Source organism: Paracoccus marcusii, assembly GCF_006151785.1.
GTDB classification, from domain to species: Bacteria; Pseudomonadota; Alphaproteobacteria; order Rhodobacterales; family Rhodobacteraceae; genus Paracoccus; species Paracoccus marcusii.
On the sequence record NZ_VDDD01000016.1, the window covers coordinates 1 to 25,913 of the forward strand.

Genomic DNA, 25,913 nt, shown 5'->3' on the forward strand with positions numbered 1-25,913 from the left:
CGGCCCGCGGGGTGACGGCCCCCACGGCGATGGTCCCCGCGGCGACGGTCCGCGCGCCGAAGGCCCCCGGGGTGATGGCCCGCGTGCCGAAGGCCCCCGGGGTGATGGCCCGCGTGCCGAAGGCTCCCGGGATGACGGTCCGCGCGGCGACATGCCCCCCGCGCCGCAATTCGACACCGTCGCGGCGAACCAGCGCCTGACGCAGGCGGGCTACAGCGCGTTCGGCCTGATGCGCCAGGAGGGACCGCGGGTCCTGCTGGACGCGACCAATCCCGACGGGGAGACCGTCACCCTGGAACTGGACCCGCAGGGCCAGCTGGTGCGCGAAACCGCCCGCTGATCGCGGCGCCGGCTGCGCCGCAAGGGCCGTCCCGTCCGGGGCGGCCCTTTTTCCATGCCGCGACGGGCTGGCCAAGAAGACACTTTGCCTTGGCGCGGCCCCGGTCTAGGCTGCGGGCCAAGCCAAAGCCCTTGGCGTCGTGTCATTTTATCGACACGCATGCCCGATAACGGGAAACGGCTGAGTGACAACGACATGGAGGATCTTTCTATGACACGGATCGACCGACGCGGCCTTCTGCGCGGGGCTGCGGCCACGGCTGGCGTGGCGCTGGCCTCTCCCTATCTGGCGCGCGGCGCCATGGCGCAGGGTGCGGGGCAGGTGAACATCTTTGCCTGGGCCGGCTATCTGAACGACGAGATCCTGGGCGCCTTTCAGGAGGCCACGGGCATCACCCCGAATTTCACCCCCTATGGCACCAACGACGAGCTGCTGAACCAGCTGCGTGCCAACAACGGCGCCGGGTTCGACCTGATCTGGCCGACCGTCGACCGCGTCCCGAACTATGTCGAGTTCGGCCTGATCCAGCCGCTGGACGAATCGCGCATCGAGGTCGCCAAGGTCCTGCCCAGTGCCTGGGAGAACTCGGTCAACCTGGGCGCGGTCGTGGACGGCAAGCGGTACCAGGTGCCGACCGACTGGGGCACCGAGGCGATCGCCTTCGATACCGAACAGAACCCGCTGGAATACGGCACCGCGTCCTATGGCGATCTGTGGAAGGACGGCGCGCAGGCGACCGTGCGCGGGCATTCCTCGCTGATCGGCCTGGGCCTGTGGCTGGAGGCCGAGGGCAAGCTGCCGCGGCCGCTGCTGGATGCGTTCACCGATCCCGATGCGCAGATCGAGATCTTCGACGTGATCCTGGCCGAGGCCATCGCGCGCAAGGGCAACATCATCCAGTTCTGGACCAACGAGAACGAGGCCCAGGGCGCGTTCCGCGTCAACGGCGCCACCGTGGGCCAGACCTGGGATTCGACCGCGGCCGCCCTGGCGTCCGAAGGTCTGCCCGTGGGCTTCATCGCGCCCAAGGAAGGCGCGCTGGCCTGGATGGAGGGTCTGTCGATCCCGACGGGGGCCGCGAACCTGGACGGTGCCTATGCCTTCATCAACTGGTTCCTGACGCCCGAGGCCGGCGCGATGTACACCAACGCGACCAAGATCAACTCGACCGCGGTGGGCTCCGATCAGCTGACCTCGGACGAGGCCAAGGCCTTCTTCGCCGCCGCCTATCCGGGCGACGCGCTGGAGAAGCTGTGGTGGTGGCCGATCCAGGAAAGCTGGTACATCACCAAGCGCAACGAGTATCAGGACCGCTTCCTGTCGGCCTGAACCCAACCGGGGGCGGTTTGCGCCGCCCCTCAATTCCTGCAGGAGACACAATGTCCCATTCGGTCGAACTTGCCGGCATCGGCATGACTTTTGGCACCACCCGCGCCGTCAGCGATGTCAGCTTCAAGGTCGAGGCCGGAGAGTTCTTCTCCATCCTGGGGCCGTCGGGCTGCGGCAAGACCACGATCCTGCGCATGATCGCGGGCTTCATAGAGCCGACCGAGGGGCGCGTGCTGATCGGCGACCGGGACATGAAGGGGCTAGGCCCCAACCAGCGCCCGACCGCGATGATCTTTCAGTCGCTGGCCCTGTTCCCGCTGATGTCGGTGCGCGACAACATTGCCTTCGGCCTGGAGGCCCGCGGGGTCGGCCGCGCCGAACGCCGGGCCAAGGCCGACGACCTGCTGCGCCTGATCGCGCTGGAGGGATACGGCGACCGCATGCCGGGCGAACTGTCCGGCGGCCAGCGTCAGCGCGTGGCCATCGCCCGCGCCCTGGCCGTGGAACCGGGCGTCCTGCTGCTGGACGAACCGCTCTCTGCTCTGGACCTGAAGCTGCGCCAGCACATGCGCGCCGAACTGCGCGCCCTGCAGAAGCGCACGGGCGTCACCTTCATCTATATCACCCACGACCAGTCCGAGGCGTTGGCCATGTCCGACCGCGTCGCCGTGATGTCGGCGGGGCTCTTGCAACAGGTCGCCACGCCGCGAGAGTTGTACGACAACCCCGCCACGCCCTTCGTGGCCCGCTTCGTGGGCGAGACGAACGCCATTCCCGGCCGTATCACCGACGTGCAGGCCGGCACCGCCCGGATCGAGACCGACTTGGGCCCGCTGACCGGTCGCGCGGGACAGGGTGCCGCGCCGGGTGTGCAGGGCACGATCTATGTCCGCCCCGAGGCGCTGGTGCCCGGTATCGGCCAAAACCCCCTGCAGGCGCAGATCGAGCGCGTCGATTTCGAAGGCTCCTTTGCGCTGGTCCACGGCCGGTTCGACGGCGGGACGGCGCTGACGGCATCGGTGCCCTCGACGCGGCTGGCCGATGCGCCGGTTCCGGGCAGCCGGGCAGGGTTCGGGTTCGACGCGGGACATGCGGTGGTGCTGGGCGATGGGTGATCTGAAAAACCGTTTCGGACCGGGGCTTTCGACGATATTCCTAATCCTGGTCCTGTTCTGGCTGGCCGTGATGGTCCTGGCCCCGAACCTGATGATGATCGACTATGCCCTGCGACCGAACCTGCCGCCCGCGGCGCTGGGGGGGCCGGACGACACCTATACGCTGTCGAACATCCTGTATCTTGCCGGAGAGCCCACGCACCGCGCGATCTTCCTCAAGACGATCTGGGCCAGCGGCCTGGTGGCGGCGGTGACCTTTGCCGTCTGCTATCCCATCGCCTTCTGGATGGCGCAGCGGGCCACGACGGGGCAGTTGGCCATCGCGATGATGCTGATCATCATCCCCTTCTTCATCAACGAGGTGCTGCGGACGCTGGCTTGGTTCATCATCCTGGCCTATCGCGGGCCGCTGAACGCGGTGCTGACGAATATCGGCCTGATCGACGCACCGATCCGCTGGCAGGGCGACGGAGGCGTGCTGGCGGCGATGGTCTATGCCTATATCCTGTTCATGCTGCTGCCGATCTACAACGCCATCGAATCGCTGGACAAAGCCCAGGTCGAGGCCGCCCGCGACCTGGGCGCGTCGCCCTGGCGCATCCATACCCGCGTGGTGATCCCCCATGCCAAGGCCGGGATCGCGACGGGTTTCGTGTTCACCTTCATGCTGGCCGCCGGCAGCTATGTCGCGCCCGCGCTGCTGGGATCGCCCGGCAGCCGATGGTTCACCGAGATCATCTACAACTGGTTCTTCGAGGGCGGCGACTGGAACCGCGGCGCGGCCTATGCGCTGGTGCTGCTGGTGCTGTGCCTGGCGGTCGTCCTGATCACCTTGCGGCTGTTCCGCGTCAACCTGACGGATGTCGCGAAATGAGGGCGGAACGCATCTTCGGCGCCATGTTCCGGCTGTATCTGATGGTCTTCGCGGCCTATCTGTTCGCACCGCTGATCATCATGGGCGCGGCCAGCTTCAATGAAAGCCGCTTTCCCACGGTGATCCCGTGGCAGGGGACCACGACGGAATGGTTCGCCGCCATGTGGGCGGACGCCGCCATGTGGCAGTCGCTGTGGACATCCGTGCTGGTCGCGGTCTGCGTGGTGGTGATTGTGGTGCCGGTGGGCACGGCGGCGGCGCTGGTCCTGACATCGCTGCATGCGCGGGCGCGCAGCTTTGCCTATGCGGTGATGGTGTCGCCCCTGCTGACGCCGGGGGTGGTGATCGGGATCTCGACCCTGATCCTGTGGCGGCAGATGGGCGTGGGCGGCGGGGTGTTCCTGATCGTGCTGGCGCAGTCGACCTTCATCATCTGCTATGTCATGCTGATGGTCATGGCCCGCCTGCAGCGGTTCGACCGCACGCAGGAGGAGGCGGCCCTGGGTCTCGGCGCCAGCCGCGTGATGGTGTTCCGCCGCGTGACGCTGCCGTTCCTGCGGCCCGCGCTGATCGCATCGGCCGGCCTCGCGGTGCTGCAATCGATCGAGAACTACAACACCACGCTGTTCGTGCGCGGGTTCGAGACGCCCCTGACCGTCTTCATCGCGACCAAGGTCCGCACCGGCCTGACGCCCGCGGTGAACGCGTTGGCGCTGGTCATCATCGTGGCCACGGTCATCGGGGCCATCGCCTATGAGGTCGCGCGGCGCCGGCGCGCGGCCTAGCCGTTCGGCAGGATCAGGTCGGGTGCACGGCTGGCGGTCAGCACCAGTTCCATGTTGGGCAGGTCGTTGGCCTCCAGCTTGGCGCTGGCCTGATCGGCGGGCAGGTCGCGCCAGCGGGCCGTCAGGCGGGCCCGCAGCACAGCTTGCGGCACGTCCAGCATCACGGTCAGCGCGAAATGATGCCCCAGGTCGCGCCAGCCGGGCCGGTCCAGCAGCAGATAGTTCCCCTCGACCAGGATCAGCCGGGCGCTGGCGGGGATCTCACGCGCGGCGGCGCGGCTGATCTCCAGGTCGCGGTCGAATACGGGGACCAGCACGTCGCGGCCGTCATCGGCGGCCAGCCGCTCCAGCATGACCGCAAAGCCGTTCAGGTCGAACGTCCAGGGCGCCCCCTTGCGCGGCAGATCGCCGCGTGCCGACAGCAGCCGGTCGTCCAGGTGATACCCGTCCATCGGCAGCAGCGCCGCCCCCGGCAGATCGGCCAGAAGCGCGTCGGTGACATGGCTCTTGCCCGCGCCCGGAGGGCCCGCCAGGGCGACCATGGTCCGGCCGGGGCCGCGGGCCATTGTCCGCAGGCGCTCTCTCAGGTCGGGAAGATCTGTCGTCGTGGTCATCATGTCACCTTTGAGGGCCTGTCACCGCGATCCTTTTCCGATATTCCGGAACCATTCAAGGCGGCAGTGCCTTGAAGCAGACGACAGGGTCTGGGGCAGGCTTACAAGGGACGCGACGTGGACGAACGGGACGACTGGCACCTGACCGAGGCGCTGCATCATGAACACGGACGCGGCGATCCCTTCGCGGCCGCGGTGCGGGCAACGCGCATGCCGATGATCATCACCAACCCCAGCCTGCCCGACAATCCCATCGTCTTTGCCAATGACGCGTTCCAGCGCCTGACCGGGTACGACCGCGACGAACTGATGGGCCGCAACTGCCGGTTCCTGCAGGGGTCGCAGACAGACCAGGACACGATCCGCCGCCTGCGCGAGGCGGTCGAGAACGGGACCGACATCTCGGTCGATATCCTGAACTATCGCAAGGACGGGACGTCGTTCTGGAATGCGCTGTATCTCAGCCCGGTGCGTGACGATGCGGGCCGCATCCGGTTCTTCTTTGCATCGCAGCTGGACGTCACCGACCGGATCGACGTGCAGTCCCGCATGGCGCGCGAGAAATCGCGGGTCGAGGCCGAGGTGACCCGCCGCGTCGCCGAACTGCGCGATTCGCTGGATGCACAGCGTCTGCTGCTGCACGAGGTCGATCACCGCGTGAAGAACAACATGACCATGATCGGGTCGATCCTGCGCCTGCAGCTGCGCGAGGCGGCGGACAGCGACACGGCCGACATGCTGCGCGCGATGATGACCCGGATCGACGCCTTGGCCACGGTGCATCGCCACCTGTACCAGTCCGACGACGTGACGCGGTTCGACATCGGATCCTACGCCGTCAACCTTGCCTCCGACCTGACGCAAAGCCGGGCCGATTGCGACATCCGCATCCGCGCCGATCTGGGCCGGGCCGAGGTGCCTGCGGGGCAGGCGGCGGCGATCGGGCTGATCGTGAACGAGATCCTGGCGCACATGATCCGCCCCGAGAACGTCGCGAAGGGCCAGGTCTTCGACATCTCGTCGCGGACGACGCCCGCGCGGGTCGAGCTGTCCATCGGCTTCGGACCTCCGGGCCAGGGGGACGCCGAGGCCGATCCGGTCTATTCGCCGTCCGGGGTGAACGAACAGATCATCTCTCGGCTTGCCGCACAGACACGAACGCGCGTGGCCTGGTCCAGGACCGATCAGGGGTCGATTCAGGTCAGCGTCGTCATCGACAAGGAAATTCCATGAACCGCCCCAAGGCGCCGCTGTCGATCCTCGTGGTCGAGGATGAGTTCATCATCGCGATGGACATCGAGATGATGATCGAGGATGCCGGCCATCAGGTGCTGGCCGTGGCATCGTCGCTGCAGGACGTGATGGCCCTGCCCACGGACAAGGCCCCGGACGTCGCGCTGGTGGACATGCAGTTGGCACGCGGCAGCACCGGCCTGCAGGTCAACAGCGCCATCCAGAAGCAGTGGCCCGACACCATCGTGGTCTTTGTCACGGCCAATCCCAAGAAGATCCCCGACGATTTCGACGGCGCGCATGGCGTCATCGCCAAGCCGTTCTCATCGGCGGGGTTCGTCGCCGCGCTGAAATACCTGGAGGAGGGCGTGTGCGATCCGCCCCCCGTGTCGCCCGAACCCGGCAGCTTCGTGGCCTCGCCCGCCTTCGCCGCGCAATGGGGCGTCAGTCCAGGGGAGCGGTGATCACCACCCGCAGACCGGGCGCATTCGTGTCCGACTGCAGCTTGCCGCCCAGCTGCTCGACCAGCGACGCCACCATCCGCATGCCAAAGCCGGTGCCCTTGATGGACCCGTCCGACCCCACGCCGTTGTCGGTCACGGACAACAGCATCCCGTTGCGCGTCTGCGACAGCACGACCGACACCGGGCCGGGCTGGCCGTCATAGGCGTACTTGATGGCATTCGCGACGATCTCGTTGGTCAGCAGGCCGATGCTGACCGCACGGTCCGCCGATACCAGAATTGGCGCGAATTCGGTCTGGATAGCGTCGGCCCATGCCGGGTCCAGCGACGATTTCATGTCACGCAGCAGATCGTCCAGATAGATCGCCAGATCCACGATCTGGGCGCTGTCGTCCTGATAAAGGCGGCGATGGACCAGGCTGACGGCCGACAGTCGGCTTTGCGCCTCGTCCAGCTGGGTGCGGACCAGGGGATCGGCGCCGCGGCCCTGCATGCGCAGGAAGGATGCCACCAGGGCCAGGCTGTTCTGGACGCGGTGGTTGACCTCGCGCAGTAGGAATTCCTTTTGCTGGATCAGGCTCTCGTTCTCGCGCAGCGTGATGGACAGTTCGGCGTTCAGCCGGCGGATGCGTCGCGAGCTGCGGGCTTCCAGCATCAGGCGAACCAGGCGGCTGGCGGCCTCGACCTCGGCGGCGGTCCAGGGGCGCGACTTGCCCCGTACCTCGTCGGACCAGGCCGCAAAGGATGCGCGCGGCTCCAGCGTGGCGCCGGGGACCGTGGGGACGTCCTTGTGCGGGTTGCCGGCCCAGGTCACGACCTGCAGCTTTTCGGCGCGGAACCACATCAGGATCGTCGGCACCTCGGTCGACATGGTGACCGACAGCATGCCGCTGGCAACGTCGCGATAGGCCGCCGCCGCAGGGATCACGCGTTCCAGGTTGGAACTGACAAAGGGGGTGATCGCCGCCGACTGGCGCACATGGTCGGCCAGATGGCGCAGCGCCGCCGGATCGGGGCAGCTGCCCGACGAGAACAGCTCGCTGCCCTGAACGGCGGCAAAGCCGTCGGCGCCCACCAGCTCGGCCAGCGGTCCCGCGGATTGCGCGAAGAACTGGTCCAGCTGGTCGTCAGGACCAAGACGGGCCAGCACGGTATCCTCGTGCGCGCGCAGCCGGATGCGTTCACGGTACAGCACCGTCTCCTCGCGTAGGCGGATCTGGCGGGCTAGGCTGTCGGCCAGGGACTGGCAGGCCAGGCGCGTGGCCAGCGACAGGTCGCGCGGTTCGGGATGGTGGCAGGCGACAAGACCCCATAGCGCCCCGTCCTTGATGATCGACATCGACGCCGATGCACCCACCCCCATGTTGCGCAGATAATGCAGGTGCACCGGAGAGACGCTGCGCAGCATCGAATCGCTGAGGTCGATGGCCTCGATCCCGGGAACGCTGCCGGTGATCGGCTGGACCGGGGCATGCACGTCGGCGATGACCCGCACGCGGTTGCGCACGTAGAGGGCGCGCGCCTGGCGGGGAATGTCGGATGCCGGGAAATGGTGGTTCATGAACGTGCCCATGCCCTCGGCACGGCTTTCGCCCACCACGGCCCCGGCCTCGTCGTCGATGAAGCGATAGATCATCACCCGCGCGTGGCCGGTCAGCTGGCGGAACACGCCCGCCGCGTTCCGCATCAGGTCGGGCAGGGACGACGCCCGCTCTAGCACCGCGTCCAGCGCCTGCATCCGGCCCAGGAAACGTGCATCCAGCGGCGGCTGATCCAGCGCGGGCAGCATCTCGATCACGACATGCGCGCCGCTGCGATAGGCCAGCAGGTCCCAGGATGCCCCGTCGATCATCACGGGTGCCAGGGGAACGGGACCAATATCGGGCAGATCGTCGATTGCATTGCGCAGCACGCCGCCAAGCGCCTGCGACAGGGTCTGGCCGATCATGTCGCGCGTCAGGCCGTCGGCGCGTCCCGCGGCGCCGACGATCCGGCCGTCGCCCGGGTCGACGATCAGAAGGTGGCCATGCGCCTGGATCGATCCGGGAACATGGATCGGTTCGCGGTCGCAGGCAGTCAGATCACGGGCATCGGCAGGGTTGGGCAGGGCTGTGGACATTACGGATTTCTAAGGCGGCCCAGGTCAGCCGTCCAATTGCTTTTCGTTTACCGTTGCGTAAATGCGGTCATGGCGGTCTGGAACACCGCCCGCGCGGCCTTGACCGCCCGCGCGGGGTCCGGGTCCGCGGCATGAAGCCAGTCCAGGAACCGCCGCCACCGGCGCGGATCGCCCGTCTGCAGCGCCAGGTGGGACGCGCCGTGGCCCGTGGTGTACCCCAGGGCCGCCGCCCTGCGCGCGATCAGCGTCGCACCGATGGACGATCCTTCGACCACATACAGCGCACCCGCGACGGCCGCGGCGTCGGGCAGGGCAGGCGAGGCCACCGGGGTCGGGCGCCCTGCGCCAAGGTCCGCCAGATCGCGCGCCGTCGCATCCGACAGCATCACCGGCCGCCAGCCGATCCGGGCGGACCCGGCCTCCAGCAGCGGATCGATGGCGCTGCGAAACGCGTGGCTGCCGCGCAGATAGGCCAGATAGGCCGCCGGGCTGTCCAGCGCGCCCACCTGCGCATCCAGCGTGGCGTGCAGATCGCCGGTGCCGTCGCGAAGGACGCTGCGCAGAACATGCTGGGTCACCGGGGCCTCGGGCGGGTTGGGGCGGCGCGGGGCCGCAATCCGGGGCGCCCTAGCAGATCGGCGGGGCAGGGGCCAGCGGCGGCGGTGCTGGCAAACCGCGGCACCATCCCTATGATGGCGCCACAGGCGCGCCCCCGGGCGACGCGATCACCGATGGAGGCGGAATGAACCAGGACCAGGCACAGGCGCTGTTGCGCGACATGTTCGATGCGGCGGTGGGCGCCGCCGATCCCGCGCAGGTGCTTGCCGATCACCTGCCGCCCAAGCCGCAGGGCCGCTGCATCGTGGTGGGCGCGGGCAAGTCCGCCGCCGCCATGGCCGCCGCGCTGGAGGCCGCCTGGCCCGATGTCGACCTGTCCGGCATCGTGGTCACGCGGCATGGGCACCAGGTTCCGACGCGGCGCATCACCGTGTGCCAGGCGTCCCACCCTGTGCCTGACGCGGCGTCGCAGGATGCCGCCGAACGGATTCTGGCTGCGGCCAAGGCGGCGGGACCGGACGACCTGCTGCTGGCGCTGATCTCGGGCGGGGGGTCGGCGCTGATGGCGGCGCCCGGCGCGCCGCTGACGCTGGAGGACAAGATCGTGGTCAACCGCCTGCTGCTGCGGTCGGGGCTGACGATCGAGGACATGAACCGCGTCCGCCGGCGCCTGTCGGCGATCAAGGGCGGGCGGCTGGCGCAGGCGGCCGCGCCCGCACGGCTGGTGACGCTGGCGATCTCCGATGTGCCGGGCGACGATCCGGCGGCCATCGCGTCCGGTCCGACGGTGCCGGACCCCACCGCCGGACAGGACCTGTCCTGGCTGGTCGACCGGCTTGGCCCGGCCCTGCCGCAGGCGGCGCGTGATCTGCTGATGGCGCCGCCGCAGCCCGCTGCGGCCTTCGACGCCGATTACCGCCTGATCGCCACGCCGCAGATGTCGTTGCTGGCGGCCGCCCGCGTGGCGGAGCGGGCCGGGGTGACACCGGTCCTCTTGGGCGACGCGCTGGAGGGAGAGGCCGCGCAACTGGGCATCGCCATGGCCGGCATCGCCCGCGCGACCGCCGCCCATGGCACCCCCGCCCCGGCCCCCGCGGTCCTGCTGTCGGGCGGAGAGACGACCGTGACCATCGGCCAGGGCGATCCCGGCCGCGGCGGGCGCAACACCGAGTTTCTTCTGTCCCTGGCCGTGGCGTTGCGCGGGCAGCCGGGCATCCACGCGCTTGCCGCGGACACCGACGGCATCGACGGGACCGAGGATGCGGCGGGCGCCATCATCGGCCCCGATCTGCCGCAGCGGGTCGCGGAGTTGGGCCTGGACATGCGTGCGGCCTTGGCGGGGCATGACAGCTACAGCCTGTTCGACGCGACGGACAGCCTGATCCGCACCGGGCCGACGCTGACCAATGTCAACGATTTCCGGGCGGTGCTGGTGGTCCCGGCCGGCTAGGCCAGGATGCCCGGCTGGTCGATGCGCAGCCGTTCCAGGATGTGTTCGATATGGCTTAGATGGTCGCGCAGGGCGCCTGCGGCGGCCTCGGGGTCGCGGGCACGCAGGGCGGCCAGGATTTCCCGATGCTCGATGAACGCGGTCGAGGCGCCGTAGGACAGCGACAGAAAGCGCGCGCGGTCCATGTGGCCCTTGTTGTCGCGCACCAGGTTCCAGACGAATTCCTTGCCCGCCGCCGCGCAGATGTCGCGGTGGAACTGGTCGTCCAGGGCATGGAAATCGCTGCGCCGGTCCTCCCGGCTGGCGGCTTCCTGCAGGTCGATCAGGCGTTCCAGGCCATCCCAGTCCGACGGCTGCAACGTCAGCGCCGCGACCCGCATGGTCGCCTGTTCCAGCGCGCTGCGGATGAAATAGGCCTGCATCACCGCCTCGGTCGAGATCGGGGTGACGGTGGTCGCGCGCTGCGGGCGGATCTGGATGAAGCCCAGCTGCGACAGCCGATAGAAGGCGTCGCGCACCGGTTGGCGCGACACGCCCATCCGGGCCGCGACCTCGGCCTCGGACAGCTTTGCGCCGGGGGGCAGGTCCAGCCCGACGACCCGTGCATAGAGATGCTCGAAGATCTGGTCGGTGACGGTGCGGGGGCGCAGATCCTGCAGCGGTGGCAAGCTGTCCAGTTCCTGAACCGACATGATCATCCCCGCGTTGACCGAACCTGTAAACTAGCATATTAGACGACTAGCGGAATGGCAAGTGAGTCGGAGGGGATCACATGACACTGCTGGACGACGACCGCCTGTTCCCGACCCAGGGCCGCGCCCGCGATCTGGCCCGCGCGCTGTACGAACAGGTGCGCGACCTGTCGATCATCAGCCCACACGGCCATACCGATCCGCGTTGGTTTGCGGAGAACGAGGCGTTTCCCGACCCCGCGCAGCTGTTCGTGACGCCCGACCATTACGTGTTCCGCATGCTGTGTTCGCAGGGGGTGGCGCTGACCGACCTGGGGGTGCCCCGCGCCGATGGCGGGCCGACCGAAACGGATGGGCGGACCATCTGGCGGCTGTTCGCGCGGCATTATCCGCTGTTTCGCGGCACGCCGTCGCGCCTGTGGCTGGACCACAGCTTCCAGCACGTCTTCGGCATTGACCGCCGCCTGTCCGAAGACACGGCCGACTGGTATTACGATCACATCGCCGAGTGCCTGGCCCGACCCGAATTCCGGCCCCGCGCGCTGTTCGACCGTTTCAACATCGAGGCGATCGCCACGACCGAGGCCGCGACCGACGATCTGCGCTGGCACCGGATGATCCGCGACAGCGACTGGGGGGGAAGGGTCATCACCGCCTATCGTGCGGACGGCGTGATCGACCCCGAGATGGCCGGGTTCGTCGACAATGTCGCGCTGATGGGCCAGCAGACCGGGTTCGACACCGCGACCTGGGACGGATACCTGGACGCGCATCGGGCGCGTCGGGCGTTCTTCATCGACCATGGCGCGACGTCCAGCGACCATGGCCACGCCTCGGCCCGGACGGAGGATCTGCCCCGCGACCAGGCCGCTGCGCTGTTCGCCAAGGCCCTGCGCGGCACCTGCACCGCAGAGGAGGCAGACGCGTTCCGCGGCCACATGCTGACCGAGATGGCGCGCATGAGCCTTGACGACGGGCTGGTCCTGCAGATCCACCCCGGGTCGCGCCGCAACCATTCCGACGACGTGCTGGCGATGTTCGGCCGCGACAAGGGCTTCGACATCCCTGGCCGCACGGATTACGTGACCGCGCTGCGGCCGCTGCTGAATGCGGTGGGCATGGACCCGCGCCTGACGGTGATCCTGTTCACGCTGGACGAGACCGCCTATGCCCGCGAACTGGCACCGATGGCCGGGGTCTGGCCCTGCCTGCGGCTGGGTCCGGCCTGGTGGTTCCATGACAGCCCCGAAGGGATGCGCCGCTTTCGCGAGATGACCACGGAAACGGCGGGGTTCTACAACACCGTGGGGTTCAACGACGACACACGCGCCTTCTGTTCGATCCCGGCCCGTCACGACGTGGCGCGCAGGGTCGATTGCGCCTGGCTGGCCGACTTGGTCGCATCGGGACGTCTGGAGGAGGACGAGGCCCCCGAGGTGGCGCGCGACCTGACCTATGGCCTGGCCAAGCGGGCCTACAAGCTTTGAGCATCTGTATCTGGGAGGATAACATGAAACTGCTGATGACAACTTTGGCCGGCCTGCTGGCCTCGGCCAGCTTCGCCACCGCCTGCGAGATCACGCTGCGGTCGTCCGACACCCATCCCGACGGCTATCCGACGGTCGAGGGCGTCAAGGCCATGGCCGAGGAGGTCCGCGAGAAGACCGACGGCCGCATCTGCATTGAGGTGTTCCCGTCGTCCCAGTTGGGCGAGGAGAAGGACACGATCGAGCAGACCCAGTTCGGCGTCATCGACATGGTCCGCGCCAGCTTCGGGTCGTTCAACGACATCGTGCCGGTCACCCAGATCATGTCGCTGCCCTATCTGTTCACGTCCGTCGAGCACAGCCACGCGGTCCTGGACGGTCCCATCGGCGAGGAGATCGCCGCCGCGTTCGAGGAGCGCGATCTGGTGGCACTGGCCTGGTATGATGGCGGGGCGCGCAGCTTCTACAACTCGCAGCGGCCGATCCAGTCGATCGCCGACCTCGAGGGGATGAAGTTCCGCGTCATGCAGAACGACGTGTTCGTCGACATGATGGATGCGCTTGGCGCCAACGCCACGCCGATGCCCTATGGAGAGGTCTATTCCAGCATCCAGACCGGCGTGATCGACGGGGCCGAGAACAACTTTCCCAGCTATGACAGCTCGGGCCACGCCGAGGTCGCCAAGTATTTCACCCTGGACGAGCACCTGATCGTTCCCGAACTGGTCGCGATGTCCAAGACCAGCTGGGACAAGCTGACCCCCGAGGATCAGGCGATCCTGCGCGAGGCGGCGCAGAATTCCTCGACCCTGCAGCGCGAGCTGTGGGCGGCGCAGGAACAGGAATCGCTGGACAAGGTGACCGCCGCCGGTGCCGAGGTCATCACCGAGATCGACAAGACCCCGTTCATCGAGGCGATGGTGCCCGTCTACGACAAGTACGTGACCACCCCCGAGAACAAGGACCTGGTCGAACGCATCCGCGCGACCCAGTGACATCACGCCGCCCGCGGACCTCGCGGGCGGCCTTTTCTTTTCCGGGGGATGCGCGATGCGCGAGGGGATGATCAGATTTGCCACGCTGACCGGCGCGGTCGCGCAGGCGGCCTTGTGGCTGGCGGGAATCGGGCTGGTCCTGATGACCGCCTTTGTCTTTGCGCAGGTGTTCTTCCGTTACGTGATGGGGTCCAGCCTGTTCTGGGCCGAACCGGCCGCCGTCATGCTGATGGGCTGGTTCATCTTCCTGGGCGCCGCCGTGGGGGTCAAGGAAGGCTATCACCTGTCGTTCGATGTGGGCCTGATGGTCGTGCCGGAAAGCTGGCGGCCGTGGTTCCACAGCCTGTCCGACGTGGTCGTGACGGCCTTCGGCTTCGGCATGGCGTGGTTCGGCTGGCAACTGGCGGCGCGCGCGGCCAGCGGCGTGGTGCCGGGCATCGGCATTTCGCGCCTGTGGGATTTCGCGCCGCTGATCGGGGGCGGCATCCTGCTGATGCTGTTTTCGGTCGAACGCATCCTGCGCCGCGCGGCGGGGCTGAAGACGATGCGCTTTGGTGACATGGACGATGCCGCGGACGGCGTCGTCGACGGCGCGCCGGGTGCGGTGCGCGCCGATGACCTTCTGGACGGCAAGGCTGCGCGCCCCCGCGAAAGGACCTGAGATCATGGAATTGTGGATCCTGTTCGGCAGCTTCGTCACGCTGCTGATGATCGGCACGCCGGTGGCCTTCTGCCTGGGCGTGGCCAGTTTTCTGACCGTCCTCTATATGGGGCTGCCGCCGGTGGTGGTGTTCCAGCGCCTGAACAGCGGCATCTCGGTCTTTGCGCTGATCGCCATCCCGTTCTTCATCTTCGCGGGCGACCTGATGGTGCGGGGCGACATCGCCCGGCGCCTGGTGGCGCTGGCCGGTGCGATGGTCGGGCACATGCGCGGCGGGCTGGGCCAGGTCAACATCATGGCCTCGCTGATGTTCGGCGGCGTGTCCGGGTCGGCCGCGGCCGACGCCAGCGCGGTGGGCGGCCTGATGGTCCCCCAGATGAAGGCGCGCGGTTACGACGTCGATTACGCCGTGAACATCACGGTCGTCAGTTCGATCATCGCGCTGATGATACCGCCCAGCCACAACATGATCATCTACTCCATCGCCGCCGGGGGCCGTCTGTCCATCGCAGACCTCTTCACCGCCGGCATCATTCCAGGTCTGCTGCTGGCGGTATCGCTGATGGTCACCGCCTGGTGGGTCGCGCGCCGGAAGGGCTATCCGACCGAGCCGTTCCCGGGCCTGCGGATGCTGGGCGCGCTGTTCGTGTCCGCCATGCCCGGCCTGATCCTGATCGCGATCATCTTCGGGGGCGTGCGGTCGGGCTGGTTCACGGCGTCCGAATCCTCGAACGTGGCGGTGGTCTATGCGCTGCTGGTGACGGCCCTGGTCTATCGCAGCCTGCCTTGGTCCGAATTTGTCGAGGCGACCAAGGGTGCTGTGCGCACCACCGCCATGGTGCTGCTGGTGATCGGTTGCGCGGCCTGTTTCGGCTGGCTTCTGGCCTATCTGCGCGTGCCGACACAGCTGGTCGAGATCCTGCAAAGCGTGTCCAGCAACCCCATCGTGATCCTGTTGATGATCAACATCGTCCTTCTGATCCTGGGGACGTTCATGGACATGTCGCCGCTGATCGTCATCACCACGCCGATCTTTCTGCCGGTCGCCACCGCCTTCGGCGTCGATCCGGTGCATTTCGGGGTCATCATGATCCTGAACCTGGGGATCGGCCTGTGCACGCCGCCCGTCGGCGCGGTGCTGTTCGTGGGCTGCGCGGTGGGCCGCATCAGCATCTGGCAGGCGATGCGCACGATCTGGCCGTTCTACGGCGCGGCCTTCGCCACGCTGATGCTGGTCACCTATGTCCCGGCGCTGTCGCTGTGGCTGCCCTCCGTGTTCCGCTGGTGAAGGTGTCGCAATGACCGATCCCGTCCGCACCGTCCTGGCCCATGCGCCGGACCTGATGGTCGTCCGCTTCGCCTTTGCGGCGGGCGACCGGGGCGCGCTGCACAGCCATCCGCATGTGCAGTCGACCTATGTCCAGTCGGGCCGCTACCGCTTCACCGTCGACGGCCAGCCGTCCGAGGTCGGGCCCGGCGACGCCTTCATCATTCCCTCGGGCGCCGAACACGGCTGCCTGTGCCTGGAGGAGGGTGTGCTGATCGACAGCTTCACCCCCCGCCGCGACGATTTTCTGTGAAAGGACCCCTATGACGCATGTCGAAACCCGCCACGCGATCCACCCGGACCACGCCCGCGGCATGGACACCGCCCAACTGCGGCAGCATTTCCTGGTCGAGGGTCTGTTCGCCGCCGGTCAGATCCGCCTGACCTATACGCATTACGACCGCTTCGTGGTTGGCGGCGCGGTGCCGGACGGGGCGCCCCTGACCCTGGACGCCATCGACGAGACCCGCACGCCCAGTTTTCTTGACCGCCGCGAGATGGGCATCGTCAATATCGGCGGGCCGGGCCGGGTGGAGGCCGCGGGGCAGGGTTGGGACATGGCCAATGGCGACGTGCTGTATCTGGGCATGGGTGCGGGGGCGGTGACGTTTTCGGGCGGGGGGCGGTTCTACATCACCTCGGCGCCCGCGCATCGTGCGCTGCCGCACCGGCTGATCACCGTCGATCAGGCCAAGAAGGTCGAGATGGGTGCGACCGCGACCTCGAACAAGCGCGTCATCAAGCAGTTCATCCACCCGCTGGTCATGGAAAGCTGCCAACTGGTGCTGGGCTATACCTCGTTGCAGGAAGGGTCGGTCTGGAACACCATTCCCGCCCACGTCCATGACCGCCGGATGGAGGCATACCTCTATCACGGCATGGCGCCGGAATCGCGGGTCCTGCACCTGATGGGCGAACCGCAAGAGACGCGCCACCTGTTCGTGGCCAACGAACAGGCGGTGCTGTCGCCGACCTGGTCGATCCATTCCGGCGCGGGCATTGGCGAATACACCTTCATCTGGGCGATGGCGGGGGACAATGTCGATTACACCGACATGGACTTCATCCAGCCGGAGGACCTGCGGTGACCCCCTTTTCCCTTGAGGGACGCACAGCCCTGGTCACCGGCGCGAATACCGGCATCGGCCAGGCCATCGCCGTGGCCTTGGCGCAGGCCGGGGCGGACGTGATCGCCAGCGGCCGGCGCGACTGCGCCGAGACGGTGGCGATGATGGGCCAGGTGTCTGACAAGGCGGGGCGGTCGCTGACCTTGGATTTCGCCGATCCGATGGTGGCGCGTGACGTGTTCGCGGACCAGCCGATCGACATCCTGGTGAACAATGCGGGCATCATCCGCCGCGACGATGCGGTCGATTTCACCGAGGCCGATTGGGACGCGGTGATGGACGTGAATGCCAAGGCGCTGTTCTTCACCTGCCAGGCCTTCGCGCGCGCCGCCCTGCCACGGGGAAGGGGCAAGATCATCAACATCGCGTCGCTGCTGTCCTTTCAGGGCGGCATCCGGGTGCCGTCCTATACCGCGTCGAAACATGGCGTGGCGGGGCTGACCAAGCTGATGGCCAACGAATGGGCCGGGCGCGGCCTGAACGTCAACGCCATCGCCCCGGGCTATATCGAGACGAACAACACGCAGGCACTGCGCGCCGATCCCGACCGCAGCCGCGCCATCCTGGAGCGCATCCCCGCCGGCCGGTGGGGTCGCCCCGAGGATATCGCCCAGACCGCCGTGTTCCTGGCCGCGCCCGCGTCCGATTACGTCAACGGCGCGATCCTCAACGTCGATGGAGGCTGGCTTGCCCGCTAGGTTGCACCATACCCCGTCCGCCGGACCCGCGGGCATCGTTCATCTGGGCCTGGGCGCGTTCTTTCGCGCGCATGGCGCCATCTATGTCGAACAGGCCATGGCGGCTTTTGGCGGTGACTGGGGGATCATCGGCGTGTCGTTGCAATCGCCCGGCACGCGCGACCGGCTGGCCCCGCAGGGCTGGGCCTATACCGCGCTGCAGCTGGGACCGGAGGGAGAGACCGCGCAGGTCGTCACCGTGCTGCGCGACGTTCTGCTCGCGCCCGAAAACCCCCAGGCCGTGCTGGACGCGATGACCGCACCCGCGGTACGGATCGTCAGCCTGACGGTCACCGAAAAGGGCTATTGCCATGAGCCTTCCACGGGGCGGCTGAACGCCGATCACCCCGACATCCGCCATGATCTGGACAATCCGCTGCCCAGATCGGCGCCGGGTTTTCTTGTCCGGGCCCTGCAGGCGCGTCGCGCGGCGGGCATCCCGCCCTTCACCGTGCTGTGCTGCGACAACCTGCCGGAAAACGGCCATGTCGTGCGTGGCGTCGTGCTGGACCTGGCGCGGCTGATCGACCCCGATCTGGCCGTCTGGATCGAGGCGCAAGGGGCCTTCCCCTCGACCATGGTGGACCGCATCGTTCCGGCGACCACGCCCACTGATCTGGACCGGGTCGAGACCCTGACGGGCCGGCGCGACGAAGCCCCGGTGATGCACGAACCCTTCCGCCAATGGGTGGTCGAGGATCGGTTCTGCAACGGCCGCCCGGATCTGGGCGCGGTCGGTGTGCAGCTGGTCGACGACGTGACGCCGTTCGAGCACATGAAGCTGCGGATGCTGAACGGCACCCATTCCAGCCTAGCTTATCTGGGCTATCTGGCCGGGCACCAGACCATCGCCGACACGATGGCCGACCCGGTGATGGCGCAATTCGTCGACCGTCTGTGGCGGTCCGAGATCATCCCGGCGCTGACGCCGCCGCCGGGCACCGATCTTGCGGCCTATGCCGACGCGCTGGCGGCGCGCTATGCCAATCCGGCGATCCGTCACCGAACCTGGCAGATCGCCATGGACGGCAGCCAGAAGCTGCCGCAGCGCATCCTTGGCACCATCGCCGAAGGCCGCGCCGCCGGGCGGCCCGTACCGGGGCTGACCTTGGCCGTGGCGGCCTGGATGCGCTATGCCTCGGGTCGCGACGAGACGTGCGGGGCGATCGAGGTCAAGGACCCGCTGGCCCTGCAGATGGCCGCGCTGTGGCGCGACGATCCGGCGGCGACGGTCGACGGGTTCCTGGCCCTGTCGCAGGTCTTTCCCGCCGTACTGCGCGACGATGCGGGGTTCCGCGCGGACCTGACCGATGCGCTGACCCGGCTGGTGCGTGATGGCGCGCGGGTCGCCGCAAGTGGCTGAACCGCTGGTCCTGAATCCGTCGGACACCGTCGCCATCCTGACCGCGCGCGGCTTGGCGCCTGCCGGACACAAGATCGCCCGCACGGACATCGCGCGGGGGGCGGCGGTGGTGAAGTACGGGCAGGTCATCGGCTATGCCACCTGCGACATCGCGTCGGGCGATCACGTTCACAGCCACAACCTGGCCTTTGGCGATCACGACCGCGACCAGACCCCCGGCGCCGGGCTTGCGGCCGCGCGGGCGGCTCTTGACCGGCATCGCGGGCGGGAATTGCAGTTTCAGGGCTATCACCGCGACGGCGGACAGGTCGGCACGCGCAACTTCGTGGCGCTGGTGGCGACGGTCAACTGTTCGGCGACGGTCATCCGCCGCGCCGCCGACGAATTGCAGGCCGAGGGCGCGCTGGCCGATTATCCGAACGTGGACGGGGTGGTGGCCTTTGCCCATGGATCGGGCTGCGGGATGGCCGACAGCGGACCGGGCTGGATCGCGCTGCAGCGGGTGCTGACCGGGCATGCCGGGCACCCGAACGTCGGGGCCGCACTGTTCGTGGGTCTGGGCTGCGAGGTGATGCAGATCGCCCGCATGAAGCAGGAGCTGGGACAGGCCGCGCGCTTTCATGGGCTGACGATCCAGGACAACGGCGGCACCCGCGCGACCATCGACGCCATCAAGGCCCGTGTCCGCCAGATGCTGCCGCAGGTCAATGCGGTGACGCGCGCACCCGCCCCGGCATCGGCCCTGCGGATCGGGCTGCAATGCGGCGGGTCGGACGGATTTTCGGGCATCACGGCAAACCCGGCACTTGGGGTGGCCTGCGATATCATGGCCGCGCAGGGCGCATCGGTCGTGCTCTCCGAGACGCCCGAGATCCACGGCGCGGAACGCCTGCTGCTGGACCGCGCCGCCGACCCCGCATTGGCCGACCGGCTGCTGGCCCGCCTGCGCTGGTGGGAGGGGTATGCCGCGATGAACGGTGCCTCGCTGGACAACAATCCCAGCCCCGGCAACAAGGCGGGCGGGCTGACGACGATCCTTGAGAAATCCCTGGGCGCGGTGGCCAAGGCGGGCGCCACGCCGCTGAACGCCGTGCTGGATTATGCCGAACCCATCACCGCGCCGGGCCTGAACTTCATGGACACGCCGGGTTACGACCCGGTCTCGGCCACGGGTCAGATCGCCGGGGGTGCGCAGCTGATCGTGTTCACCACCGGGCGCGGATCAGCCTTCGGGTCGAAACCCGCGCCCACCCTCAAGCTGGCGACGAACGATGCCCTGTTCGCCGCAATGCGCGACGACATGGACCTGAACTGCGGCGACGTGCTGTCCGGTGTCAGCCTTGACGACAAGGGCCGCCAGATCGTCGATCTGATCCTGCGCACCGCCTCGGGCCAGGTCACCCGAAGCGAGGCCCTGGGCCTGGGCGATCACGAGTTTCTGCCCTGGCAGATCGGCGCGGTGCTGTAGTCAGCGCCGCGCGTCCTCGACCGCCTGCCGGATCAACGCGCCCGGATGGCGGATCACCTGTCGCCCAAGCGCGTGCCCGGCCCGGATGGCACCGGCGCAATCGGCCCCCGTCAGCCGTGCCGCCAGATAGCCCGCATTGAAGCTGTCGCCCGCGGCGGTGCTGTCGACCGGGCTCTCGACGCTGAGATCGTCGATGTGGCCCGCACCATCGCGCCCACCGAACCGGATCGGCCCACCGCCATTCTTGACCACCACCTGGCCCGCGCCCAGGGCCAGATAGCGGTCCAGCGTCGCCTGCGGATCGGCATCGCCGAACAGCGCGGCCTCGTCGTCGAAGCTGGGCAGGACCAGATCCGCGCGGCCGGCGGCGTCCTGCGTGACCGCACGCATGGTGTCCGCGTCGGCCCAAAGGCGCGGCCGCAGGTTGGTGTCGAAGACGACCGTGGTGCCGGCCTGCCGCGCCCGGTCCAGCGCCTGCATCAGGCCGATGCGTCCCTGCGGGGGCAGGATCGCCAGCGTGATCCCCGACAGATAGGCCATTGCGCAGCCCTGAAGGGCGGCGTGCAGCAGGGTCGGGTCGTCGGCCAGCCGCCGCGCCGCGGACGTGTCGCGCCAGTAGGAGAAGCTGCGTTCCCCGTTCGTCAGGCTGATCGCATAGAGGCCGATCTCGGCATCGGGCTGACGGCTGACATGGGCGGTGCCCAGCCCTTCGGCCCGCAGGAACTCGACCATCCGGGTCGAAAAGTCGCCCGTGCCGACCCGCGTCAGATAGTCGACCTGCCAGGCGTCGTCCAACAGGCGGCGCAGATACCAGGCCGTGTTCAGCGTGTCGCCGGCAAAGCCCATCCGCCACAGGTCCGGATCGGGGGCGCGTGACATCTCGACCATGGCCTCGCCGATGGACAGGATGCGGATAGGGTCGGCTTGCGGCATGCTTCGGGACCTTTCAGTCGGTGAAATAGTCGGGATGCGCCGCGGCCATCTGCGGCAGTTCGGTCAGCATCTGGCGCAGATGCGTGCGGATGGCATCTTCGGCGCCATCGGCGTCGCCGGCCTGCAGCGCGGTCAGGACGGCACGGTGCTGGGCGATGGTCTGGCTGCGGTCGAAGACGCGCATCGACAGGTGCCGCAGGCGGTTCATCTGGGCCTTGAGCCGTTCCAGATCCTGCCAGACGGCGCCCTGATCCGCCGCCAGGGCCATGGCCCGGTGGAACCGGTCGTCCGATTCGATGAACCCCGGCACGTCGCCTTCGACATCGCACCTTTCCTGCACGGTCAGTTCGGCGGCCATCGCGGTCAGGTCGGGGCGGGTGGCGGCCACATGGCGGGCCAGGTCGCTTTCCACCGCCTCGCGGATGAAGCGCGCCGACAGCACCGCCCGCATCGAGATGCGCCCGATATAGGTGCCCCGTTGGGGCAGCACTTCGGCCAACCCATCGGCGGCAAGCCGGATGAAGGCCTCGCGCACGGGTTGGCGCGACAGGTTGACCTGGGCCGCGATCTCGGTCTCCGACAGGCGCGTGCCCGGCAGCAGGTCGCCGCGCAGGACGCAGCGGTACAACCAGTCATGGACCTGCTGGGCGGTCGTGGCAGCGCGGATCGGAATCATGTCAGGCCCTTTTCGGCAAATTTATACCATACTTCCATACCAGTAAAGAGCATCGGTCGGTCGATAGCATTTTAGAAAGGATTCGCTGCCAGAATGGCGCAGCGGACGTCAAGATGACGCGACACCGCAACCCCGACCAACCCTGTCGACGGCAGTTTCATGAAGATCGCAGCCCTTTCCCTTTTGCTTGCGCTGGCGGGTCCGGCGCTGGCCGACGATCCGTTGCTGACCGTCGTCGGTCTGGACGGCACGCAGACCTATGATCAGGCGGCGCTTCAGGCGTTTGGGCCGGTTAGCTTTGCCACCTCGACCATCTGGACGGAGGGGCAGCCGACCTTCACCGGGGTCCCGCTGCAGACGATCCTGACCGATGCAGGCATCGATCAGGGCACGGTCTCGGCCGTGGCGATCAACGATTACGCGGTACAGATTCCCGTGGACGAGGTGACGGCGGATTATCCCATCGTCGCGTTCCAGCAGGACGGGCAGGCGATGTCCGTGCGCGACAAGGGGCCGCTCTGGGTCATCTATCCCTATGACTCCGATCCTGCGCTGCAGTCCGAAGTGACCTATGCCCGCAGCATCTGGCAGCTGGTCCGGATCGAGGCCGTGAGGTGATCAACGCGGTGGGCACCGACCTGCATCCCCCGCGCATCGCGCGGGCGGTCAGGATGATGCCCGCCTTCTTCGGTTGCGTGATCCTGGCCCTGGGGCTGGTCGTCTGGCTGCTGCAGGTCGATGCGCGCCGTCAGATCGACGAGATGGGGACCGCCGCCACGGACAACACCCAATGGTTCCTGGCCCAGTCCGAGGTCGAGGTTCTGGCCCTGCAGCGTGCCGCGCTGCTGCTGGCCGCGCCCGGTGCCGGCGCGGATCAGGCGCAAGATCTGCGGCAGCGGTTCGACATCTTCTATTCGCGCATCCAGACGCTGCAGCAGGGGCGGACCTATGACCACCTGCGCGCGGAACCCGGCATCTCGACCGCGCTGATGGCGATCCAGTCCGGGCTGGACGCCGCCGTGCCGGTGATCGACGGCGATGACGCGGGACTGATCGCGGGTCTGCCCCGGATCATGCCCATCGTCGACGCGGCCGTGCCCTTGGTCAGGCAGGTGTCGCTGGAGGGGGTGCGGCTGTTCGCCGAGAAATCCGCGCTGCGCCGCGAAGGCGTGGCCCGCGCATTGACGACCCTGTCGCTGCTGGTCGTTCCGTTGTTCATGGTGCTGGCGGGCAGCGTCGTGGTCCTGGCCGCGATGGTGCGCAGCGCGGGCGAACGAAACCGCCGCATCGCCGCGGTCAGCAATCGCCTGAATTCGCTGTTCGAGGCGTCGATCGACGCAATCCTGGTGGCGCGCCCCGATGGGCGGATCCTGGGTTTCAACGCCGCAGCACAGCGCATCTACGGATATGACCGGGCCGAGGCCGTGGGCGCGGACGTCGTCGACCTGCTGACCCCGCACGACCGGCGTGCCAAGGTGCGCGAGGTTCTGGCCCGGGTCCGTGACGGCACCACCCGCCCGCGCGCCGGCGGGCCCGATATCATGCAGACCGCCGCCCGGCACAAGTCGGGCCGGATCATCCCCGTCGAACTGTCCATGTCGGTCGCCCGAGGAGAGGACGGACCGCTGGTGGTCGCCTTCGTGCGCGACGTGTCCCGACGCGCGGCCGAGGAGGCCGAACTGATCGAGGCCCGTGACCGCGCCGTCGCGGGCGAACAGGCCAAGACGCGCATGATCGCCGTGATGAGCCATGAGATGCGGACCCCCCTGAACGGCATTCTGGGCTTGCTGGACCTGCTGAGCCTGACCGAACTGGACGACCGCCAGCGCCAGTACGTCGCCGCGATGGAGCATTCCGGCCGCATGCTGCTGGGCCATGTCAACGATGTGCTGGACACCTCGCGAGCGCGCAGCGGTCAGTTGGTTCTGGCCCGGAACCCGGTCGACCTGCGCAGCTTGGTCGATTCGGCGATCCTGGGTCTGCAGACGCAGGCACAGGCGGCGGGCAACCAATTGATGGCGGTATATTCCGGCGACGATATGGCGCCGGTCCTGGGCGATGCGGCGCGGCTGGAACAGATCGTCGTGAACCTGGTCGGCAACGCCATCAAGTTCACCGAGAACGGACATATCACCGTGCTGGTCGATACGTCGGGGCCACCGGGACACGTCACGTTGCGCGTGACCGATACGGGTATTGGCATCCCCGCAGGCGATCTGGACAGGATCTTCGATGCGTTCGTCACGTTGGGTTCGACCTTCGACCGCAAGGTAGAGGGGACGGGACTTGGTCTCAGCATCGTCAAGGGCCTGGTCGATGCCATGGGCGGAAAGATCACGGTCTCAAGCCAGCCGGGCAGGGGGACCGCGTTCCGGATCATGCTGCCTCTGGAGCCTGCGCCCGTTGCGCCCGACACGGTGCCCCAGCAGGCGGTGGCCAGTCCGGACTGTCCCGGCCTCAGCATTCTGATGGTCGAGGACAATGCCATCAACCGTCTGGTCGCCCGCGAGATGCTGCGCCGCCAAGGATGCGAGGTGACCGAGGCCGAGGATGGCCTTGCCGGCGTCGCCGCCGCCCAACAGCGCCGGTTCGACCTGATCCTGATGGATATCAGCATGCCCCGCATGAACGGCATCGACGCGGCCCGGCGCATTCGCGCGGGTGACGGCCCCAACCGCGACTGCCCCATCGTGGCCCTGACGGCCCATGCCATGCCAGCGGATCTGGCAAGCTTTCGTCAGGCCGGGATGGACCGGTCGCTGGTCAAGCCGCTCAGCCGGGCGGCGCTCAATGCGCTGTTGCAGGCGGTGCGTCCCGCGGGTCCGTTGCCGCAGGCGTGATCGGCCGCGTGCCCCTGCATCTGTTGCAGAATCTCCGGGGTGGGCCGTCAACCTTGCGGCGGGGGCTTGGGGGAAGGCACGCGCGGGGCTATTGTCGCTGAAAAGGCCAATACAAGCACGAGGCAGCAGCATGTCCACGAATCGTCCCTTCGGCGACCGAAGAACCTTCCTTCAGGGTCTTGCGGCGACGGGCGTCCTGATCCCCGCCATGGCCTATGGCCAGGAAAACCCGGGACCGCAGCGCAACCAGTCGTCGTTCCGCGCGCGGCATTGGCAGGATTTCTATCCGTCCTTGGGCAAGGGGGTTCTGCTGGCCGACGTGACCTCGCGCGCGGTGCATTTCTGGTCGGGTGACGAAAGCGTGCATTTCGTCTTTCCCTGCGCGATCCCGATGACAGACGAACTGACCCGCCGCGGCCAGACCGAGATCGTGCGCAAGGTCGCCAACCCGCCCTGGACGCCCACGCCCAGCATGCGCGTCAAGGATCCGACCCTGCCGCAGCGGGTCGAGGGGGGCGCGCCCGAAAACCCGTTGGGCAAGTTCGGCCTGTACCTGGGCTGGCCGGCCTATCTGGTCCACGGCACCCATGACACGCGCAAGATCGGGCGGCGGTCGTCGTCGGGCTGCTATGGCCTGTATAACGAGCATGTCGAAAAGCTGTATGCGGTCGCAGAGATCGGCACACAGGTGACGGTGTTCTGATCGCCAGGGCGGGGCGCATGGCG

The 25,913-nt window shown here is 68.0% G+C and carries 26 protein-coding genes; 20 read left to right on the forward strand and 6 right to left on the reverse strand.

Annotated elements, in window-relative coordinates; all coding sequences use genetic code 11:
• The first annotated feature begins 151 nt into the window (after positions 1-151).
• From FHD68_RS18920 to FHD68_RS04325, 5 genes are all read left to right on the forward strand, one after another.
• A complete protein-coding gene (locus FHD68_RS18920; protein ID WP_167550363.1) occupies positions 152-340 on the forward strand; it encodes a hypothetical protein in 189 nt (62 codons plus the stop codon).
• 210 nt (positions 341-550) lie between these two features.
• A complete protein-coding gene (locus tag FHD68_RS04310; RefSeq protein WP_045981663.1) occupies positions 551-1,669 on the forward strand; it encodes an extracellular solute-binding protein in 1,119 nt (372 codons plus the stop codon).
• Between the two features lie 50 nt (positions 1,670-1,719).
• Positions 1,720-2,784 (forward strand): ABC transporter ATP-binding protein, encoded by a 1,065-nt coding sequence (locus tag FHD68_RS04315; RefSeq protein WP_127898758.1) that lies wholly within the window; start codon positions 1,720-1,722, stop codon positions 2,782-2,784.
• Entirely contained in the window at positions 2,777-3,658 is an 882-nt protein-coding gene (locus FHD68_RS04320; RefSeq protein WP_127898757.1) for an ABC transporter permease, read from the forward strand. The genes FHD68_RS04315 and FHD68_RS04320 overlap by 8 nt, the downstream gene beginning before the upstream one ends.
• Positions 3,655-4,443, forward strand: a complete 789-nt coding sequence (locus tag FHD68_RS04325) for an ABC transporter permease (protein WP_127898756.1) — start codon at positions 3,655-3,657, stop codon at positions 4,441-4,443. The genes FHD68_RS04320 and FHD68_RS04325 overlap by 4 nt, the downstream gene beginning before the upstream one ends.
• On the opposite strand, the gene FHD68_RS04330 is transcribed toward FHD68_RS04325, so the two are convergent.
• Entirely contained in the window at positions 4,440-5,057 is a 618-nt protein-coding gene (locus FHD68_RS04330; RefSeq protein ID WP_127898755.1) for a nucleoside/nucleotide kinase family protein, read from the reverse strand. The genes FHD68_RS04325 and FHD68_RS04330 overlap by 4 nt on opposite strands.
• A gap of 117 nt (positions 5,058-5,174) precedes the next feature.
• On the opposite strand from FHD68_RS04330, the gene FHD68_RS04335 reads away from it, so the two are divergent.
• Both FHD68_RS04335 and FHD68_RS04340 read left to right on the forward strand, forming a co-directional pair.
• Positions 5,175-6,290, forward strand: coding sequence for a PAS domain-containing protein (locus FHD68_RS04335; protein ID WP_127898754.1), 1,116 nt, complete (start codon positions 5,175-5,177; stop codon positions 6,288-6,290).
• Positions 6,287-6,754 carry a response regulator gene (locus FHD68_RS04340; protein ID WP_127898753.1) on the forward strand — a complete coding sequence of 156 codons (468 nt, stop codon included), beginning with the start codon at positions 6,287-6,289 and terminating at the stop codon, positions 6,752-6,754. The genes FHD68_RS04335 and FHD68_RS04340 overlap by 4 nt, the downstream gene beginning before the upstream one ends.
• On the opposite strand, the gene FHD68_RS04345 is transcribed toward FHD68_RS04340, so the two are convergent.
• Both FHD68_RS04345 and FHD68_RS04350 read right to left on the reverse strand, forming a co-directional pair.
• A complete protein-coding gene (locus FHD68_RS04345) occupies positions 6,735-8,873 on the reverse strand; it encodes a histidine kinase dimerization/phosphoacceptor domain -containing protein (RefSeq protein ID WP_127898752.1) in 2,139 nt (712 codons plus the stop codon). The genes FHD68_RS04340 and FHD68_RS04345 overlap by 20 nt on opposite strands.
• Positions 8,874-8,920: 47 nt before the next feature.
• Entirely contained in the window at positions 8,921-9,451 is a 531-nt protein-coding gene (locus tag FHD68_RS04350; protein WP_127898751.1) for a biliverdin-producing heme oxygenase, read from the reverse strand.
• Between the two features lie 164 nt (positions 9,452-9,615).
• Between FHD68_RS04350 and FHD68_RS04355 the strand changes: the two genes are divergently transcribed.
• A complete protein-coding gene (locus tag FHD68_RS04355) occupies positions 9,616-10,881 on the forward strand; it encodes a glycerate kinase type-2 family protein (protein ID WP_127898750.1) in 1,266 nt (421 codons plus the stop codon).
• Here the strand turns inward: FHD68_RS04355 and FHD68_RS04360 are convergent.
• Complete coding sequence (locus tag FHD68_RS04360) at positions 10,878-11,573, reverse strand: GntR family transcriptional regulator (RefSeq protein ID WP_127898749.1); 696 nt, start codon at positions 11,571-11,573, stop codon at positions 10,878-10,880. The two genes, FHD68_RS04355 and FHD68_RS04360, sit on opposite strands and share 4 nt — an antisense overlap.
• Positions 11,574-11,653: 80 nt before the next feature.
• Here FHD68_RS04360 and uxaC point away from each other — a divergent pair, with 80 nt between their 5' ends.
• From uxaC to FHD68_RS04405, 9 genes are all read left to right on the forward strand, one after another.
• Positions 11,654-13,060, forward strand: coding sequence for a glucuronate isomerase (uxaC, locus tag FHD68_RS04365; RefSeq protein ID WP_127898748.1), 1,407 nt, complete (start codon positions 11,654-11,656; stop codon positions 13,058-13,060).
• A 23-nt stretch (positions 13,061-13,083) separates the two neighbouring features.
• Entirely contained in the window at positions 13,084-14,055 is a 972-nt protein-coding gene (locus FHD68_RS04370) for a TRAP transporter substrate-binding protein (RefSeq protein WP_045981674.1), read from the forward strand.
• Between the two features lie 67 nt (positions 14,056-14,122).
• Positions 14,123-14,716, forward strand: coding sequence for a TRAP transporter small permease (locus FHD68_RS04375; RefSeq protein WP_232303234.1), 594 nt, complete (start codon positions 14,123-14,125; stop codon positions 14,714-14,716).
• A 4-nt stretch (positions 14,717-14,720) separates the two neighbouring features.
• Entirely contained in the window at positions 14,721-16,004 is a 1,284-nt protein-coding gene (locus FHD68_RS04380; protein ID WP_127898747.1) for a TRAP transporter large permease, read from the forward strand.
• 10 nt (positions 16,005-16,014) lie between these two features.
• Positions 16,015-16,296 carry a cupin domain-containing protein gene (locus FHD68_RS04385; protein WP_127898746.1) on the forward strand — a complete coding sequence of 94 codons (282 nt, stop codon included), beginning with the start codon at positions 16,015-16,017 and terminating at the stop codon, positions 16,294-16,296.
• A gap of 10 nt (positions 16,297-16,306) precedes the next feature.
• Positions 16,307-17,131: a 5-dehydro-4-deoxy-D-glucuronate isomerase gene (gene kduI, locus FHD68_RS04390; RefSeq protein ID WP_127898745.1), complete on the forward strand. Its 825-nt coding sequence runs from the start codon at positions 16,307-16,309 to the stop codon at positions 17,129-17,131.
• Positions 17,128-17,868, forward strand: a complete 741-nt coding sequence (gene kduD / locus FHD68_RS04395; RefSeq protein ID WP_139085309.1) for a 2-dehydro-3-deoxy-D-gluconate 5-dehydrogenase KduD — start codon at positions 17,128-17,130, stop codon at positions 17,866-17,868. The genes kduI and kduD overlap by 4 nt, the downstream gene beginning before the upstream one ends.
• A gap of 1 nt (position 17,869) precedes the next feature.
• On the forward strand, positions 17,870-19,270 hold the full coding sequence (locus tag FHD68_RS04400) for a mannitol dehydrogenase family protein (RefSeq protein WP_482811962.1): 1,401 nt from the start codon (positions 17,870-17,872) through the stop codon (positions 19,268-19,270).
• Positions 19,263-20,738: a UxaA family hydrolase gene (locus FHD68_RS04405; RefSeq protein ID WP_205963148.1), complete on the forward strand. Its 1,476-nt coding sequence runs from the start codon at positions 19,263-19,265 to the stop codon at positions 20,736-20,738. Before FHD68_RS04400 ends, FHD68_RS04405 begins: the two co-directional genes overlap by 8 nt.
• Here FHD68_RS04405 and FHD68_RS04410 read toward each other — a convergent pair whose 3' ends face one another.
• Together FHD68_RS04410 and FHD68_RS04415 are read right to left on the reverse strand one after the other, a co-directional pair.
• Complete coding sequence (locus tag FHD68_RS04410) at positions 20,739-21,671, reverse strand: sugar kinase (protein ID WP_127898741.1); 933 nt, start codon at positions 21,669-21,671, stop codon at positions 20,739-20,741.
• 13 nt (positions 21,672-21,684) lie between these two features.
• Positions 21,685-22,347, reverse strand: a complete 663-nt coding sequence (locus FHD68_RS04415) for a GntR family transcriptional regulator (protein WP_045998957.1) — start codon at positions 22,345-22,347, stop codon at positions 21,685-21,687.
• Between the two features lie 159 nt (positions 22,348-22,506).
• On the opposite strand from FHD68_RS04415, the gene FHD68_RS04420 reads away from it, so the two are divergent.
• The 3 genes from FHD68_RS04420 to FHD68_RS04430 all read left to right on the forward strand — a co-directional run bounded on the left by FHD68_RS04420 (position 22,507) and on the right by FHD68_RS04430 (position 25,890).
• The gene (locus FHD68_RS04420) at positions 22,507-22,965 is read left to right on the forward strand and encodes a putative pterin-binding protein (protein ID WP_127898740.1); all 459 of its coding nucleotides are present in this window, start codon (positions 22,507-22,509) and stop codon (positions 22,963-22,965) included.
• Positions 22,962-25,187, forward strand: a complete 2,226-nt coding sequence (locus FHD68_RS04425) for a hybrid sensor histidine kinase/response regulator (RefSeq protein WP_127898739.1) — start codon at positions 22,962-22,964, stop codon at positions 25,185-25,187. The genes FHD68_RS04420 and FHD68_RS04425 overlap by 4 nt, the downstream gene beginning before the upstream one ends.
• 130 nt (positions 25,188-25,317) lie before the next feature.
• A complete protein-coding gene (locus FHD68_RS04430; protein ID WP_045981684.1) occupies positions 25,318-25,890 on the forward strand; it encodes a L,D-transpeptidase in 573 nt (190 codons plus the stop codon).
• The last annotated feature ends 23 nt before the right edge of the window (positions 25,891-25,913 follow it).

Bases quoted from the DNA above. Each gene is read 5' to 3' on its own strand.
- FHD68_RS04415 (WP_045998957.1), bottom strand. From the start codon at position 22,347: ATGATTCCGATCCGCGCTGCCACGACCGCCCAGCAGGTCCATGACTGG.
- kduI (WP_127898745.1), top strand. From the start codon at position 16,307: ATGACGCATGTCGAAACCCGCCACGCGATCCACCCGGACCACGCCCGC.
- FHD68_RS04360 (WP_127898749.1), bottom strand. From the start codon at position 11,573: ATGTCGGTTCAGGAACTGGACAGCTTGCCACCGCTGCAGGATCTGCGC.
- FHD68_RS04315 (WP_127898758.1), top strand. From the start codon at position 1,720: ATGTCCCATTCGGTCGAACTTGCCGGCATCGGCATGACTTTTGGCACC.
- FHD68_RS04340 (WP_127898753.1), top strand. From the start codon at position 6,287: ATGAACCGCCCCAAGGCGCCGCTGTCGATCCTCGTGGTCGAGGATGAG.
- FHD68_RS04355 (WP_127898750.1), top strand. From the start codon at position 9,616: ATGAACCAGGACCAGGCACAGGCGCTGTTGCGCGACATGTTCGATGCG.
- FHD68_RS04380 (WP_127898747.1), top strand. From the start codon at position 14,721: ATGGAATTGTGGATCCTGTTCGGCAGCTTCGTCACGCTGCTGATGATC.
- FHD68_RS04330 (WP_127898755.1), bottom strand. From the start codon at position 5,057: ATGACCACGACGACAGATCTTCCCGACCTGAGAGAGCGCCTGCGGACA.
- FHD68_RS04320 (WP_127898757.1), top strand. From the start codon at position 2,777: ATGGGTGATCTGAAAAACCGTTTCGGACCGGGGCTTTCGACGATATTC.
- FHD68_RS04420 (WP_127898740.1), top strand. From the start codon at position 22,507: ATGAAGATCGCAGCCCTTTCCCTTTTGCTTGCGCTGGCGGGTCCGGCG.
- FHD68_RS04375 (WP_232303234.1), top strand. From the start codon at position 14,123: ATGATCAGATTTGCCACGCTGACCGGCGCGGTCGCGCAGGCGGCCTTG.
- FHD68_RS04385 (WP_127898746.1), top strand. From the start codon at position 16,015: ATGACCGATCCCGTCCGCACCGTCCTGGCCCATGCGCCGGACCTGATG.
- FHD68_RS04325 (WP_127898756.1), top strand. From the start codon at position 3,655: ATGAGGGCGGAACGCATCTTCGGCGCCATGTTCCGGCTGTATCTGATG.
- uxaC (WP_127898748.1), top strand. From the start codon at position 11,654: ATGACACTGCTGGACGACGACCGCCTGTTCCCGACCCAGGGCCGCGCC.
- FHD68_RS18920 (WP_167550363.1), top strand. From the start codon at position 152: ATGCCCCCCGCGCCGCAATTCGACACCGTCGCGGCGAACCAGCGCCTG.
- FHD68_RS04370 (WP_045981674.1), top strand. From the start codon at position 13,084: ATGAAACTGCTGATGACAACTTTGGCCGGCCTGCTGGCCTCGGCCAGC.
- FHD68_RS04345 (WP_127898752.1), bottom strand. From the start codon at position 8,873: ATGTCCACAGCCCTGCCCAACCCTGCCGATGCCCGTGATCTGACTGCC.
- FHD68_RS04410 (WP_127898741.1), bottom strand. From the start codon at position 21,671: ATGCCGCAAGCCGACCCTATCCGCATCCTGTCCATCGGCGAGGCCATG.
- FHD68_RS04310 (WP_045981663.1), top strand. From the start codon at position 551: ATGACACGGATCGACCGACGCGGCCTTCTGCGCGGGGCTGCGGCCACG.
- FHD68_RS04430 (WP_045981684.1), top strand. From the start codon at position 25,318: ATGTCCACGAATCGTCCCTTCGGCGACCGAAGAACCTTCCTTCAGGGT.